The 15,076-nt window shown below is 46.4% G+C and carries 16 protein-coding genes; 10 read left to right on the top strand and 6 right to left on the bottom strand.

Annotated features, from left to right (window positions below; all coding sequences use genetic code 11):
• Positions 1-183: 183 nt before the first annotated feature.
• Positions 184-1,062, bottom strand: a complete 879-nt coding sequence (locus KW548_22815) for an NAD(P)-dependent oxidoreductase (protein QXX08453.1) — start codon at positions 1,060-1,062, stop codon at positions 184-186.
• A 326-nt stretch (positions 1,063-1,388) separates the two neighbouring features.
• On the opposite strand from KW548_22815, the gene KW548_22810 reads away from it, so the two are divergent.
• The 5 genes from KW548_22810 (at position 1,389) to KW548_22790 (ending at position 6,392) form a co-directional block, all read left to right on the top strand.
• Positions 1,389-2,786 (top strand): alpha-amylase family protein, encoded by a 1,398-nt coding sequence (locus tag KW548_22810; GenBank protein ID QXX08452.1) that lies wholly within the window; start codon positions 1,389-1,391, stop codon positions 2,784-2,786.
• Between the two features lie 115 nt (positions 2,787-2,901).
• Positions 2,902-3,549 (top strand): HAD family phosphatase, encoded by a 648-nt coding sequence (locus tag KW548_22805; protein ID QXX09511.1) that lies wholly within the window; start codon positions 2,902-2,904, stop codon positions 3,547-3,549.
• 190 nt (positions 3,550-3,739) lie between these two features.
• Positions 3,740-4,597 carry a glutathione-dependent disulfide-bond oxidoreductase gene (gene yghU / locus KW548_22800; protein QXX08451.1) on the top strand — a complete coding sequence of 286 codons (858 nt, stop codon included), beginning with the start codon at positions 3,740-3,742 and terminating at the stop codon, positions 4,595-4,597.
• A 276-nt stretch (positions 4,598-4,873) separates the two neighbouring features.
• Entirely contained in the window at positions 4,874-5,263 is a 390-nt protein-coding gene (locus KW548_22795; protein ID QXX09510.1) for a VOC family protein, read from the top strand.
• 148 nt (positions 5,264-5,411) lie between these two features.
• A complete protein-coding gene (locus KW548_22790) occupies positions 5,412-6,392 on the top strand; it encodes a rhodanese-related sulfurtransferase (GenBank protein QXX08450.1) in 981 nt (326 codons plus the stop codon).
• 148 nt (positions 6,393-6,540) lie between these two features.
• On the opposite strand, the gene KW548_22785 is transcribed toward KW548_22790, so the two are convergent.
• Complete coding sequence (locus KW548_22785; protein QXX08449.1) at positions 6,541-7,488, bottom strand: endonuclease/exonuclease/phosphatase family protein; 948 nt, start codon at positions 7,486-7,488, stop codon at positions 6,541-6,543.
• 355 nt (positions 7,489-7,843) lie between these two features.
• Between KW548_22785 and KW548_22780 the strand changes: the two genes are divergently transcribed.
• Together KW548_22780 and KW548_22775 are read left to right on the top strand one after the other, a co-directional pair.
• On the top strand, positions 7,844-8,224 hold the full coding sequence (locus tag KW548_22780) for a hypothetical protein (protein ID QXX08448.1): 381 nt from the start codon (positions 7,844-7,846) through the stop codon (positions 8,222-8,224).
• A gap of 17 nt (positions 8,225-8,241) precedes the next feature.
• Positions 8,242-9,642 (top strand): class II fumarate hydratase, encoded by a 1,401-nt coding sequence (locus KW548_22775; GenBank protein QXX08447.1) that lies wholly within the window; start codon positions 8,242-8,244, stop codon positions 9,640-9,642.
• A gap of 37 nt (positions 9,643-9,679) precedes the next feature.
• Here KW548_22775 and KW548_22770 read toward each other — a convergent pair whose 3' ends face one another.
• Both KW548_22770 and KW548_22765 read right to left on the bottom strand, forming a co-directional pair.
• A complete protein-coding gene (locus KW548_22770; protein QXX08446.1) occupies positions 9,680-9,829 on the bottom strand; it encodes a hypothetical protein in 150 nt (49 codons plus the stop codon).
• 89 nt (positions 9,830-9,918) lie between these two features.
• Positions 9,919-10,269, bottom strand: coding sequence for a hypothetical protein (locus KW548_22765; protein QXX08445.1), 351 nt, complete (start codon positions 10,267-10,269; stop codon positions 9,919-9,921).
• Between the two features lie 185 nt (positions 10,270-10,454).
• Here KW548_22765 and KW548_22760 point away from each other — a divergent pair, with 185 nt between their 5' ends.
• The 3 genes from KW548_22760 to KW548_22750 are packed head-to-tail and all read left to right on the top strand — an operon-like array spanning position 10,455 to position 13,431.
• A complete protein-coding gene (locus tag KW548_22760) occupies positions 10,455-11,405 on the top strand; it encodes an HlyD family efflux transporter periplasmic adaptor subunit (protein ID QXX08444.1) in 951 nt (316 codons plus the stop codon).
• A gap of 5 nt (positions 11,406-11,410) precedes the next feature.
• Complete coding sequence (locus KW548_22755) at positions 11,411-12,334, top strand: ABC transporter ATP-binding protein (GenBank protein QXX08443.1); 924 nt, start codon at positions 11,411-11,413, stop codon at positions 12,332-12,334.
• Positions 12,331-13,431, top strand: a complete 1,101-nt coding sequence (locus KW548_22750; protein ID QXX08442.1) for an ABC transporter permease — start codon at positions 12,331-12,333, stop codon at positions 13,429-13,431. The genes KW548_22755 and KW548_22750 overlap by 4 nt, the downstream gene beginning before the upstream one ends.
• Before the next feature lie 37 nt (positions 13,432-13,468).
• Here the strand turns inward: KW548_22750 and KW548_22745 are convergent, their stop codons facing one another.
• A complete protein-coding gene (locus tag KW548_22745) occupies positions 13,469-13,837 on the bottom strand; it encodes a glyoxalase (GenBank protein QXX08441.1) in 369 nt (122 codons plus the stop codon).
• 79 nt (positions 13,838-13,916) lie between these two features.
• Entirely contained in the window at positions 13,917-14,849 is a 933-nt protein-coding gene (locus KW548_22740) for an endonuclease/exonuclease/phosphatase family protein (GenBank protein ID QXX08440.1), read from the bottom strand.
• Positions 14,850-15,076: the final 227 nt, after the last annotated feature.

Here is a 15,076-nt window from a genome sequence, read left to right as displayed (position 1 = left end):
CCATTAACCATAGATGTTACAAATGAGGAGAGTTGGCTATGAAAGGATTCGAATTCTTTAAGTTATTTGACACCAAAGAGCTGTTCATCTTCTACTGATATAGAGTATCCCGCTTGAATCAGTACTGAAATCCATACGCCGATCGCTAACCTGCACGCATCGGCGTATTGTTTTACTCAGCGCTTATTGTTTTTTCGCCACCGCTTTCATCAGAACAGAAGTATCCATACGCCCATAGCCATCTTGTTGTAGCTCAGCGTATTGATCATCGACTTTCTTAGTTAACGGTAAATCTAGCCCGACTCGTTCCGCTTCTTTCAGGCAGAACCCTAAGTCTTTGCGCATCCAATCAATGGCAAAACCAAAATCAAACTTATCTTGTGACATGGTCACGGCGCGATTTTCCATTTGCCATGAACCCGCTGCACCATGTTTGAGGGTGTCAACCACTTGTTCTACGTCCAAACCCGATTTTTGAGCGAGTAGCAACGCTTCGCTAAGCCCTTGGAGAATACCGCCAATACAAATTTGGTTAACCATTTTACAGCGTTGACCCTGGCCATTTTCTCCCAGCAACGTCATTTGTTTCGCGTACACATCCATCACTGGTGAGATTTGTTCGAACACCGCTTGATCACCGCCACACATAATGGTCAACATGCCATTCTCAGCGCCCGCTTGACCACCAGAAACTGGCGCATCAATAAACTGATTGCCGTTTTCTTTAGCTGCAGCCGACAATTCAACCGCTAGCTCAGCGGACGTTGTCGTATGGTCCACCAGCACAGCTCCTGCCTTCAATCCAGCAAGAACGCCATCTTCACCGTAAATCACACTGCGTACGTCGTCGTCATTACCCACGCAAACAAACACAACATCACAATCCTGAGCCGCTTGTTTAGGTGTCTCACACGCAACACCTTGGTACTCCTCAGCCCATTTGTCTGCTTTGGTTTTAGTGCGGTTAAACACTTTGGTGGAATATCCCGCTTTACTTAAGTAACCCGCCATAGGGTAGCCCATCACACCTAGGCCAATAAACGCGACTTTCTGCTGACTCATTCTGATTTCCCTTTATGATTTTGTAATTAGGGACACAGTCTACTAAACATTACGGATCATTTTCACTATTCGTCATTCTTTGATTTCCGCAACGACGACAATCATCTGCCAGCAACAAGGCGTCGTCTAACCCTTAAGATATGGTCATTTATCAACCAACTCGAACACAAAACAACCAAAATCATCGCAAAACTTTATCCCTGTTGGAATTTTGTAAATTGCTCCCCTACAGAGTGTGACCGTAATCCAGTCTTCCCTTTCAAGCACTATTAATGGCAATTTATAAAAATATCATTGCCCTGAATATCAATAACGAGAAACACCCTATGAAAAAAATAACAACTTTACTCGCTGCCACTGCTGCGCTCAGCGCACCGCAACTCACTTATGCCGACGCAATCCTACACGCGTTCAACTGGAAATATTCGGATGTGACGAATAACGCCCAGCAAATCGCCGCCAACGGATTCAAAAAGGTGTTAATTTCTCCCGCGATGAAATCTAGCGGCACAAAATGGTGGGCACGCTACCAACCTCAGGATTTTCGCGTTATCGACTCTCCACTGGGCAATAAACAAGACTTAGAAGCCATGATCGCTGCACTTAAAACACAAGGCGTCGAAGTCTATGCCGATGTTGTCCTCAACCATATGGCCAATGAGGCGTCAAAGCGCAGCGATCTCAACTACCCAGGCTCAGACGTACTTAACGAGTACGCTTCACGTAGTCACTACTACGCCAACCAGACCTTATTTGGCAACTTGAGCCAAAATCTTTTTTCTGGCAATGACTTCCACCCAGCAGGTTGTATCAGCAACTGGAACGACCCTGGTCACGTACAGTACTGGCGACTTTGTGGTGACAATGGCGATACCGGACTACCAGATTTAGATCCCAATAACTGGGTTGTGTCACAGCAGAAAAACTACCTTCAGGCACTCAAGTCGATCGGAATCAAGGGGTTTCGCATCGATGCCGTCAAACACATGAGCCCGTATCAAATCGATCAGATTTTCACATCAGACATTACTGCTGGAATGCATGTTTTCGGTGAGGTCATTACCAGTGGTGGTCAGGGCGATAGCGGCTATGAAGCCTTTTTAGCACCCTATTTAAACAACACCGATCATGCCGCTTACGATTTCCCTCTGTTCTCGACTATTCGCAGCGCTTTCTCTTTCAATGGTGGATTAAACCAACTCCATGATCCTCAGGCGTACGGCCAAGCTCTGGAAAATTCGCGTGCCATCACCTTCACTGTGACACACGACATTCCCACCAACGATGGTTTTCGCTATCAAATCATGGATCCCAAAGATGAGCAGTTAGCTTACGCCTACGTATTGGGTAAAGATGGCGGCACACCACTTATCTACAGTGATGAACTACCAGACAGCGAAGATAGAGATAATGGTCGCTGGGCTGACGTCTGGAAAGACACCACGATGATCAACATGCTTAAGTTCCACAACTCGATGCAAGGTAAACCAATGACGGTTGTGCACAGTGATCAATGCACGCTGATCTTCAAGCGTGGTAAAGCGGGCGTCGTTGGCATTAATAAGTGTGGCGAGGCGAAGTCTATCACCGTGGATACGTATCAACATGAGTTCAACTGGAACGTTTCTTACAAAGATACGCTAACCGGAGAGACCACTGTCGTCACATCGCGTAACCATACATTCAATATTCCAGCCCGCACGGCAAGAATGTGGATGCTATAGTCTAAGTACAACTAGTAAAGGTCTGGTCAATACCAGACCTTATTTCGGCGCTTTTACTATAATTTAGAAGTGTGCAAAAATGGGCGCCCGAACTGTTAATGAATATGCTGTACTCATGAAAATTCAAGCCGCTATCTTTGATATGGATGGCCTTCTGTTGGACACCGAGCGTGTATGCATGCGTGTTTTTAAACAAGCTTGCGTGAACGTCAACCTACCTTTCTATGAAGACGTTTATCTCTCCATCATCGGTCGTAACTCCGCAGGCATAGAAAAGATCTTTCGAGCCGCTTATGGGGATGACCTCGACAAACTCCACAATGAGTGGCGTCGCAACTACGATGCTATCGTCAAACACAAACCTATTCCAGTTAAAGACGGCGTTGTTGAACTTCTGGAATGGCTCAAACAACAGCAAATTCCAACCGCTGTGGCGACCTCTACTCAGCGTGACGTCGCAGAAGTTAAACTGCGCCTTGCGGGTTTAGACTCATACTTTGACAGCCTGACTTGCGGCTGCGAAGTGTCAGTCGGCAAGCCCGATCCAGAGATCTATCTACTGGCAGCCGATCGAGTCAATGCTCACGCCGAACACTGTATCGCATTCGAAGACTCCAATAATGGTGTAAAGAGTGCCGTAGCCGCGAAGATGACCACCTACCAAATCCCCGACCTAGTGGAACCTTGCGAAGACGTAAAAGCATTGGGGCATTATATTCTCCCCTCACTCCACTCAGCACTAGAACACCTTAAGCGAGCATAGTCTTACCACCCCTAGGGTAATATCAATGGGTTGCTTATCCGTCCATCTCCCTCCATTAGCAACCCCTTATTCAATTAACCGATTTGCAATAACCAAAGGTTCTAATAATCTGATAACGAGGGGTTTTTATCTCTTCATATCATCACAATCTAATCTAGTGCCGGATATCAATTTTGGACAAGGAATCATAATGACTAACCAATACGTACCACCAAAAGTTTGGAAAATGGATGACGAGAATGGCGGCCAATGGGCCAGCATTAACCGACCAGATTCAGGGGCCCGTCACGAGCAAGCACTACCCGTTGGCTCACACCCAATCCAGCTGCATTCTATGGGCACACCAAATGGCCAAAAAGTGACGATTATGCTTGAGGAACTTCTCGCCCTTGGGGTCAGTGACGCTGAGTATGACGCTTATTTGATAAAAATTGGCGACGGAGATCAGTTTGGTTCTGGCTTTGTCGAGGTGAACCCAAACTCCAAGATCCCAGCATTGGTTGACCGCTCAGGTGACACACCAATCAACGTATTCGAATCTGGTAATATTTTGCTGTACCTTGCCGAGAAATTCGGCCATTTCCTACCAACAGATGTTACAGCGAAAACAGAGGTCATGAACTGGCTGTTCTGGCTTCAGGGCTCCGCACCGTACTTAGGCGGTGGTTTTGGTCATTTCTACGCCTACGCGCCAGAGAAGTTTGAATACCCAATCAATCGCTTCTCAATGGAAGCGAAACGTCAGCTGGATGTATTGGACAAGCAGCTAGCAAACCATACCTTTATCGCTGGTGAAGAATACAGCATTGCGGACATCGCTATCTGGCCTTGGTACGGCAATTTGGTGCTGGGTAAGATTTACGACGCTGGCGAATTTCTTGACGTCGATAGCTATAAAAACCTCAAGCGTTGGGCTGAAGCCATTGAAGCTCGCCAAGCAGTCCAGCGTGGTCGTATCGTCAACCGCGCATGGGGCGAAGAGTGGGAGCAGGTTCCAGAACGTCATAGCGCGGAAGATATCGATAAGGTACTTAAGCTCAAACCTTAAGTCATAAAACACAACAATAAATCCTCCCATTCAAAATGAGAGGATTTATTTCGTTCCACCGCCCCCAACTAGAGCACTAATTGGGAAAACGCATTCGGCAATCACATCCTGTTTTCTTACACTTAACTCTGCCAGAGTTAAGTGTCACTAATCCATAGCTTCTTCCCAACCAATATCATCAGTAATAAGGAAAAAAACCGAAATAAATCATCTCTTTTTTTTCTTCCTAGCTCACGATTAGCATTTCCTATCAAACACGCCGATTGAGATGCAATGATGAAAATTGAGCACGTTGCGCTCTGGACCAAACAGCTAGAGTTACTCAAAGGTTTCTACATCAAGTATTTCAACGCGACGCCTAACCAAAAATACCATAACAGTGAAAAGAACTTCTCTTCTTACTTCTTATCTTTTAGCACTGGTTGCCGCCTAGAACTGATGCAAATGGACAGCATTCCAGAATCAAAAGATGACCTTTATGACCAGTTCACTGGTTTTATCCATATTGCTATTTCACTTGGTTCAGAACAGGCGGTAGATCAATTAACTCAACGTTTAGTTGCAGATGGCTACGAGTTACTTAGTGGCCCGAGAACGACGGGGGATGGCTACTACGAAAGTTGCTTCTTTGACCCAGACGGCAATCGGATTGAGCTAACGGTATAAACCTTTTATCATCAAAATATGACAAAACATACTTCATCAATTAAACCCTAAAAACTGTCTGTATTTGTCGCTAGCGCTCTCCGCTATACTTCACCCGATTTAACACAAAGCTCTGGATTTACGCTCCAGTTCGCTAAAAGGAAAAAACATGACAGATTACGTAGTATGTGCACTTTATAAGTTTGTGCGTCTTGAAGATTATGTGGAACTTCGTGAGCCGCTAAAAGCGCTGATGGAACAACATCAAATCCGTGGCACGCTCTTGCTGGCTAGCGAAGGCATCAATGGTACGGTCGCTTCTAGCCGTGAAGGTATCGACACTCTTCTCGCCTGGTTCAAGCAGGATTCACGCCTTGCAGATATCGTTTACAAAGAGTCATTCGACGCAAACCAACCGTTTAACCGTACCAAGGTTAAGTTGAAAAAAGAGATCGTGACTCTTGGTGTAGAAGGCATCGATCCTCGTCATGTGGTCGGTACTTACGTCAAGCCAGACGAGTGGAATGAGCTGATCTCAGATCCTGAAGTTTTCGTCGTCGATACTCGTAATGACTACGAAATCGAAATTGGTACGTTCAAAAATGCCGTCAACCCGAAAACCGATACTTTCCGTGACTTCCCTGAGTACGTCGCTGAAAACATGGATCCAGCGAAGCACAAGAAAGTCGCTATGTTCTGTACTGGTGGTATTCGTTGTGAAAAATCTACGGCTTACATGAAGGAACAAGGCTTCGAAGAGGTGTACCACCTAGAAGGCGGCATCCTGAAGTATCTTGAAGAAGTGCCTGAAGAAGAAAGCATGTGGGAAGGCGACTGCTACGTATTCGATGGCCGTGTCGCGGTAAACCACCAGCTAGAGAAAAGTGGCTACGAGATGTGTAATGCGTGTCGTTTGCCAATTACTCAGGAAGACATGGAATCGGAAGCATTTGAAAAAGGCGTTAGCTGCCCTAAATGTATCGACAAGCATACAGATGAGCAAAAAGCGCGCTTCCGTGAGCGTGAAAAGCAAGTTCAACTCGCTAACAAACGCGGCGAAACACACGTTGGAGGCGAGGCCGATCAGGTGATTGCTCAACGTCGAAAAGAAAAAATTGCCCGTAAAGAACAGCAAAGAAAATCTAAGTAACGCCTACTCGTTCTGAATTCCATCCCCTCTGCATTTTTGCGAGGGGATTTTTTGCACGCTTGAAAACGCTATCGCTCACTAAGAATACACATTACCTATTGAAAACATTGGAAATTTGATTGTTAGCTATCAATTAGTGTCGGACACATCACAGCACAAACCTAACTGTCACCGAGACAAACGCATGATCACTCGCCTGCTTGTCTCGTTCAAAACGTGGATTGATGAGGTGATTGTCGAGCGTGGAATAGGATGTCACATCGGCCATTGAGTACTGCGAGTCGGGCTGAAACTCCTGCGACAATAAGATGTAGTCAAGCACGTTGCCTTTTGCGAAATGATAGTGTGTAGGCGGACGCTCTGTCTCAGGCTGCTTTATAGCGAAAATGTCCCAACTGTCTCGCAGCTTAAGGCCAGATTCGCCTTCGATAGTTTTGGTCAGTAAACCTGTGATGTCACTGCTGATCGGCTGATTCATATCCCCCATCAGAACAGTCGGAATCGGATGCTTCGCGTATCCTTGTTCCATCGCCAATCTCAGCATCACCGCTTCCCATCCTCTTTGCTGGCTTGAAAGCCATTGACCCACAAGCAGGTGCCCCTCACCTTCTTCCATCGCTTGGGTGGCTCTCTGAGATTTTAGGTGGCTGACATAAACAGCGACTTCACCAATATCTGGAACTTCTACCACTGCAAAAACGGGCTGACGACTAAAAGCTGGCAGCGGGATTGAATAGCCTGCTAGCGATGATGCCGGTAACGTGACCGCTTCAACATGTGAGATGGGGTATTTAGACGCCAGAGCCACAACGGGATGAGAGTAGATGTAATCACTTTCTATGTTTGGGCTATCTACGCTGGCAAAATATGAGTAGCCCATTTGTTTGAATAACTGGCAGGCAGCATCAAGACTAAATACTTCCTGAACTCCAATAATGTCCGCTTCGAGGCTCTGAATGGCATTTTTTGTCCATTGGCATTTAGCTTGCCAAGCGTCAGCATCATAGATATTTGCAAAATCATAATATGCACCTGGTGGTTCGATGAAATTGAACAAATTGGCAGTGGCAAATGTAAGTCTTTTGTCGGTAAGCAAAGTGCGACCTTATTGGTTCTAATTAGAGTCTGTTGACCTAGTGTTTAGTGTAAGCCTATCTATGGCAATCTGCTGACTGATAAGCCTGTTAAGCAGTCCAAGTTGCTGTAATGGTCACGGTTAGAGCCAAGGCTAGCGAGAGCATTAAGCCTATTCACCCATACCGCCTATGGCGTCGGTTTATTCCTTTCGGCACTGCTCTTATCTTGAGGCGCCGCAGTAATCGCCGCTACTATCATCAGAAAACAGCATCTGATTGTGCGCCAGCGCACTGTCTGACATCCATACAGCAAACAGGGTTGATTCGAGCACTCAAAGCGATAATAATTCTCATTACAAAATTTTTGAGGTCAGTATGGATAGCCAAAAACCGCTTTATAATGCTTTCTTTAAAGCACAAGATAGATTTGTTGATCGTTACACTCCTAGTGGATTCGAGCCCGATATCATTCACGACTACATACATTGGGCGATGACCTTATCGTCATTGTATGAACAAGGTACGGAGAATGAGAACCCACTACTGTGTGAACTTTACCTACGTCAGGTGTATTTTCATTTGATTGAAGCGATTCAGGATCCGGTGAGAAGCCGTACATTCCGACGGGTTTGCCTCGACGCAATCCATACTCCCCTACTCTGTTTAAAACGCTACTACTACCAATGGGAAGATGGCGATATTCAGTTTTTAAACCTACAACAACAATTGCAGCGTATCCAAACGCCACACGACTAAGTTCAAAAGGATAACCAATGACTCAATCTTCTGCCCCGCAAGAATTCCGTGTTGAAAAAGACAGCATGGGAGAAGTGAAAGTACCCGCGAATGCCCTATATCAGGCACAAACACAACGCGCAGTCGACAACTTTCATTTCAGCAAACATACGATGCCAAGCGCATTTATTCAGGCTCTGGCTTACGTTAAGCAAACGGCCGCGTTAACAAATGCTCAACTGGGTCTAATGGAAGGTGATATTGCCAATGCGATAGCCGACGCCGCGCAAACCATTATTGATGGTCAGCACCTAGAGCACTTCCCGATTGACGTTTTTCAAACTGGCTCAGGCACCAGTTCGAACATGAATGCTAATGAAGTGATTGCGACGTTAGCCAGTGATATTCTTGGTGGTGACGTAAACCCTAACGACCATGTCAACATGGGTCAAAGCAGTAACGACGTTGTTCCAACAGCGATTCAGGTCAGCGCAGCCCTAACCGTAGAAAAACAGCTTACCCCAGCGTTAAATCACTTCATTACTACGCTACAGAGTAAGCGCAATGAAATCGGCCATGTTGTGAAAACAGGCAGAACACATCTGATGGACGCCATGCCAATCACATTTGATCAAGAACTTGGCGGCTGGCAGTTCCAGCTTGAACAAGCGAAACAAGGGATTGAACAAAGCCTGATTGGCGTTAAAGCTTTGGCCCAAGGTGGTACCGCTGTCGGTACAGGTATCAATGCTGATCCAAGATTTGCTCAAGCCTTTGCAGATAACCTCTCTCAGGCAACCCGTTTACAATTCACGTCTAGCGAAAACTTCTTCTACAACTTGAGCAGTCAGGATGCCCTAGTTGCTCTTTCCGGTCAGCTCAAAACGGCTGCCGTAGCGATGATGAAAATATCGAACGATCTACGCTGGATGAATTCCGGCCCACTTGCTGGCTTGGGTGAGATTGAACTGCAAGGCCTACAACCAGGCTCTTCTATTATGCCGGGCAAAGTCAACCCAGTGATCCCTGAGGCCGCAGCCATGGCAGCCGCACAAGTGATCGGCAACGATACCACCATCACCGTAGGCGGCCAATCTGGCAACTTCCAGCTTAACGTCATGCTGCCTGTAATCGCTCACAATGTACTGGAAAGCATCGAACTGTTAGCCCACAGCGCGCTGGCTCTGGCAGACAAAGCGGTCGCGACCTTCAAGGTCCGTGAAGACAACCTTCAAGTCGCATTAGCGAAAAACCCGATTCTGGTGACGGCGCTCAACCCTGTTATTGGCTATTTAAAAGCAGCTGAAGTGGCTAAGAAGGCATACAAACAAGGACGTGCCATTATTGACGTCGCAGAAGAAGAAACGGATCTTGATCGTACTACGCTAGAGCGTTTGCTTGATCCGGCGAAGCTGACTCAAGGTGGTGTTGCCGAATAAACCCGATAGCACACATCCTTGTGCTGTGTGCTCTGGTTTAGATCCAAGCCAGAGTAATGAGCAAAAATGGGACAGCAATCATTGATGCCATTTTTGCCAGTGACAACATCTCGCGAAGTACAATTTCACGCTTAGGTGATATCGTGTGCTTCGCCTGATGCGCCACTATCGCTTGGGCATTGTTCATAGTTCCTCAAACATGCGCTTATGTTAGTGGAGACGCGATTCTAAAGCCTTATCTGAGGGACCGCAATGCCTATAGCCGTCAGAGTTCGGTTAAAACACCATCACGTGATCCACCATGATCTTCCCTTCACGATAAACCAAGACCATTTCAGCGACGTAATCTCCTTCAACTCGACTGAAACCTTGCTTCCAGACAAAGGCGGTTGAATCAGGGCGCTTGAACAGTGCCACCGGAACTCGGTCAGCGAACACGCCTTTTTGTGACTGGTACTGTTTCACGACACGCTCGAAATAGTCCGGCTTTACGATATCGCGCAAGCGCGGGGTAAAATCCTGCACATGTTTCGCATGATTTATCTCTGTCGAAGCCTGCATTAAATTGTCCATTATTGGATTGGCTAGTTCCCAAAGAGCTTGCTCACTCATTTGCTCAAAGTCCATTACAACCTCTGTAATAACTGCATGAAGAAAAAGAAGAAATCATACAGAATTAATCACTAGATTAATTTTGTATGAATTAAGTTTCTGTATCTATAGTTAACCGAGAATATATCCTACTTAGACAATCAATGGTATCGCTCCGCTTAGCGACACCTTCACCTTAACTTGCTGATTTGGAGTACTTTATGAAACGGTTCTTGATCGGTTCTGTTCTGATTTCGCTGTTAACTGCCTGTACACAAGATGACTCATCTCAAGCACTTGGTACGTTGGAGAGAGACCGTGTTACCTTCACTGCAACCGCCAACGAAATCATCCGTGCGTTACCTGCGACAGAAGGATCACAAGTAAAGCTAGGCGAAGTGTTGGTGCAACTTGATACCACTAGCCAAGAAGCGGTACTCGCCCGTGCCGTTGCTGAGCAATCCAAAGCAGAAGCTTACCTACTCAAATTAACCAATGGTGAACGCCCAGAAGATATTGCTGCTTCTCAAGCTCGTGTTAAACGTGCTGAAGCTCAATTAACTGAAGCCCAGAAAAATTACACCCGAAAAGCAGAGTTGGTTGAAAAACGCTTGATCAGCCAATCAGAGAAAGACACCGCACTTGCGGCACGTGACTCTGCGAAAGCAGAACTGGACTCAGCAAAGGAAGAATTTAGCAAGCTGACAGCTGGCTCACGCCTTGAAGATATCGAACAAGCAAAAGCCGAACTCGCGGCTTCTGTGGCTGATGTGACTCTCCAGCAACAGAAGCTTAGCGAGCTCACCATTACCGCCACCCGTGATGGGGTGTTGGATAACTTACCTTACCATTTGGGCGAACGCGTTCCCGTCAATGGTGTGGTCGCCGTGATACAGGCAAGCCGCATCCCGTATGCGCGTGTTTATGTGCCAGCTAACCATCGCGTTGATTTCATACCGGGCAAATCCGTTTCCGTTACGGTAGATGGTGTTGAAAACCCAATCTCTGGAACCGTTCGTTGGGTTGCCAGCGAGCCCTCATTTACGCCCTATTATGCGCTCACCGAAGACGAGCGTTCTCGCTTGATGTATCTGGCAGAAGTTGACCTTGAGTCCTCGGCTCAGCGACTACCATCTGGCATCCCAGCACAAATAGACTTGTCTAGAGAGTAGTGCCTATGGAATATGCGATTAAAGCGGAAAATGTGGTAAAGAGGTTTGGTGATTTCACCGCCATTGACGACATCACACTCAATGTACCCAAAGGCAGTATTTACGGCTTTCTTGGACCTAACGGCTGTGGGAAGTCCACCACCATCCGAGTGCTAACGGGTTTGCTCAGCCCAAGTGAAGGTGATGTCGATGTACTAGGGTTAGAAATACCACGCCAGTCTGAACTGCTGCGCCTCAAAATTGGCTATATGACGCAGAAGTTCTCCTTATATGACGATTTAACCGTCGAGGAAAACTTAGAGTTTATCGGTCAAATATTCGGTATGGGGTCAAAGCACCTCAAGCAACGTATCAACGAACAGTTGAAAACCTACGGCTTGGACCAGCGCCGAAAACAACGTGTCAGTGGGATGAGTGGCGGCCAGAAACAACGCCTTTCCCTCGCAGCCGCCACTATGCATGAGCCTGAGCTCTTGTTTCTTGACGAACCGACTTCAGCCGTTGACCCAGAAAACCGCCGCGAATTCTGGGAACAACTTTTTGATCTGTCAGACCAAGGAACCACGATTCTGGTTACGACTCATTACATGGATGAGGCGGAGCGTTGCCACAGACTCGCCATCATGGAAGCGGGAAGAATTCGTGCCGATGGCGAGCCAGAACAGTTAATGGCCGATATGGGTGTCAACATTGTTGAGGTCAAAGCAGACAATTTGCGGGCATTGAAGGAATCCCTTCTTGCCAGAGAGGAAGTGCGCTCTGCCGCGCAATTGGGCATTCGACTTCGAGTTTTGATTCATCAACATATCCAAGATCCGATTGCATGGTTACGCCAACAGTTTCCTGAGCTCAGTGAAGCGGAAATGAATCTAGCCAGACCGAGCCTAGAAGATGTGTTTGTCACCGTCACGGGAGAAGGAAGACAATGATCCAGTCAATCGCTCGCATGAAGGCGATCATGTTTAAAGAAATCCGTCAGCTTTCCCGTGACCGCATCACCTTTGGCATGGTTGTGATGATTCCCCTGATTCAACTGCTGCTATTTGGTTTTGCGATTAACACCGATGTACGAAATATTCCTATTGGTGTCGTAGACCAAAGTCAGAGCACTGCCGGACGCGTCATAACAGAATCCGTTAAGGTCACTCAGGTGGTTGACGTCAAAGCTACATACCCGACCGCGGAACAGGCAGAACAAGCCATTCAGAACGGTGAAATACGTGCTGCTCTAATCATTCCATCTGACCTCACGCAAAGAATGACTCAAGGTCGAGTGCTGGGGCAATGGGTGGTTGATGGTTCCGACACCATGATCAGCTCTGCGATTTTGGCATTGCAGAATATGCCATTAACGGACTTTGATTTTGACATCCGCCCAGAACAACAAAAGACCTTTGAAGTCGCTTTGTTCTACAACCCAAGTCGTCGTTCTGCGGTGAATATTGTGCCGGGTTTGCTTGGTGTCATCCTAACAATGACGATGATTCTGTTCACCAGTGCAGCCATTGTAAGAGAAAGAGAGCGTGGCAATCTGGAATTGTTAATCACTACACCAATCCACTCTTTCGAACTGATGGTCGCTAAAATCGTCCCGTATATTTTTGTCGGCCTGATTCAAGTGTTCATTATTCTGGGACTAGGTCACTTCATTTTTGATGTACCGATTAACGGAGCTATTAGCCAGATCCTTCTAGGGACGCTGTTGTTTATCTCCGCAAGCCTTACTCTTGGTTTAGTGATCTCGACCGTAGCGTCCACACAGCTTCAAGCCATGCAGATGACCGTCTTTATTTTGCTGCCTTCGATATTATTGTCAGGCTTTATGTTCCCGTATGAAGCAATGCCTAATGCGGCTCAATGGATTTCTGAAGCTTTACCCGCCACACACTTTATGCGCCTAATTCGCGGTATTGTGCTTCGCGGCTCAGATCTCAGTGGTATGTGGCACGACACATTATGGCTGGCCTGCTTTACTGTGATTGGCCTATTGATCGCCTCGACAAGGTTCAAGAAGTCGTTGGATTAAAGGCACACGCCCCTCTAGAATGAGGGGCGTTTTTACATTAGCGGATGTTTTGCGCGATTCGCCACAGCACGCCAGAAGGATCGATCAAACAAAACTCCAACATGCCCCACGGTTGTTCAATCAACTCAGTCACTTTGCACTCAAAGTCCTTTTCGACACCGGACGCCTTAACATGCTCCAACCAACCCATCGCATCCTCTACCAGTAAATGCATCATGGTGTTTTGTGCGTGTTCAACTTGATAGTAGTTCTGCAGCAGAAAAGCGGTGTGATCTTTTCGCATGTAAGCAACGTCACCGAAGACTGAAGCAACCTCAAAGCCCAACGCCTGATAAAATCGTTGCGAAACTTCAAAATCTTTGCTGGGAATAAAGGATTTCATTTCCGTAATCGCCAAATTTGCCATAGTTACCATCCAAAGGCTGATTAAGTTAATCGGAGGGTAACCTAGCTAAAACCTTCACACAACAAGTTGAGAATAATAATCAATAACCAATCTCGGTTTTGATTAGAAAATGGTCTGAGCCAGTAGGATGAGGTGAACTTTGACGCTGGCAAATCTTTCTGCCTGAATTCATAGACTGTAGCCACAAGTGATCAATGGCGATCATCGAGACTGGAGGCGTATTAAACGCCTCTGACCAATTTGGCCAACTTGCCACCGGAGCTTTCTGAAAAGTCGGGAACAGTTTTGCAAAACGTAAGCTGACCGCAGAGAGGTTAAAGTCCCCCAATATCATGACCTCATCGCTGGGGTAGAGTTCGACCAAGGATTCAATAGTCCTGATCAGAGCATTTCGCCGATACCACAACTCTTTGTTCCTCGGTGAAGTGGGATGGGCCACAATGAGCGTCATCGCGCTTTGATTGTGAGGATACCAAGTTCCACGAATGATGTTTTGTTGATCCGGCGTTGTAAACACTGACATATTTTTTAACGGGGAAACACTCAGTATCATCTGACTTGAAGGGTAACCTACCCCTTTTTGCCCTCCATAAAAATAAGGATAAACATCATTAAGCATTTGCAACTTATCACCAATGTCTGGTGCAACTTCTTGCATCACAACTAAATCAGCAGGTTTGGTGAGTAAATAGTTAATAAATGCGTTAACGTCAGGGTTTTCATAGTAGAGGTTAAACTGTACTACTGAGACGGAATTCGTGCAGCGTGCAACTAGCGTTTGATTGGACTTTGGCGCCATCAAGGCAAATGCTCCCGCCAGTACAATACATATCGCACTTGGCGCCCACTTCATTCTTAATGCGAGAATCAGTGCAAACAATAGATAGACGATTAAAAACAGACTTGGGTAAGCGACCAGGTTTTCTACCCACCAATTCGCCTCTTTTAACGACAGACCCGCCCACAACAAAGCTGGGCTGTAAACAATCAACCAGATTTTCCAACGCCTCACTGTAAGTCCTTTTAAAGTGGAGCTTTATTTAAGTATGTACCATGATTCACTCAATGGTGTTTTTTATTGCTTCAGCCCATCATTCAGGCAGCAAACCTGATGTCAGTGACACTCAGTAGAAAACACAAACATCAAAAAAGCCTCTTTGCCGTATTCCTTCATTGTGTCGATGTGATTTTCACCTCGCACTTCTCCGAGAAAAACTGAAATGGATAGTGACTTGGTGT

Origin of the sequence: Vibrio neptunius, from assembly GCA_019339365.1 — a bacterium.
Taxonomy (GTDB): domain Bacteria; phylum Pseudomonadota; class Gammaproteobacteria; order Enterobacterales; family Vibrionaceae; genus Vibrio; species Vibrio neptunius.
The sequence above is the reverse complement of the archived record's forward strand: the minus strand, read 5'-3'. Positions and strand labels throughout refer to the sequence as shown.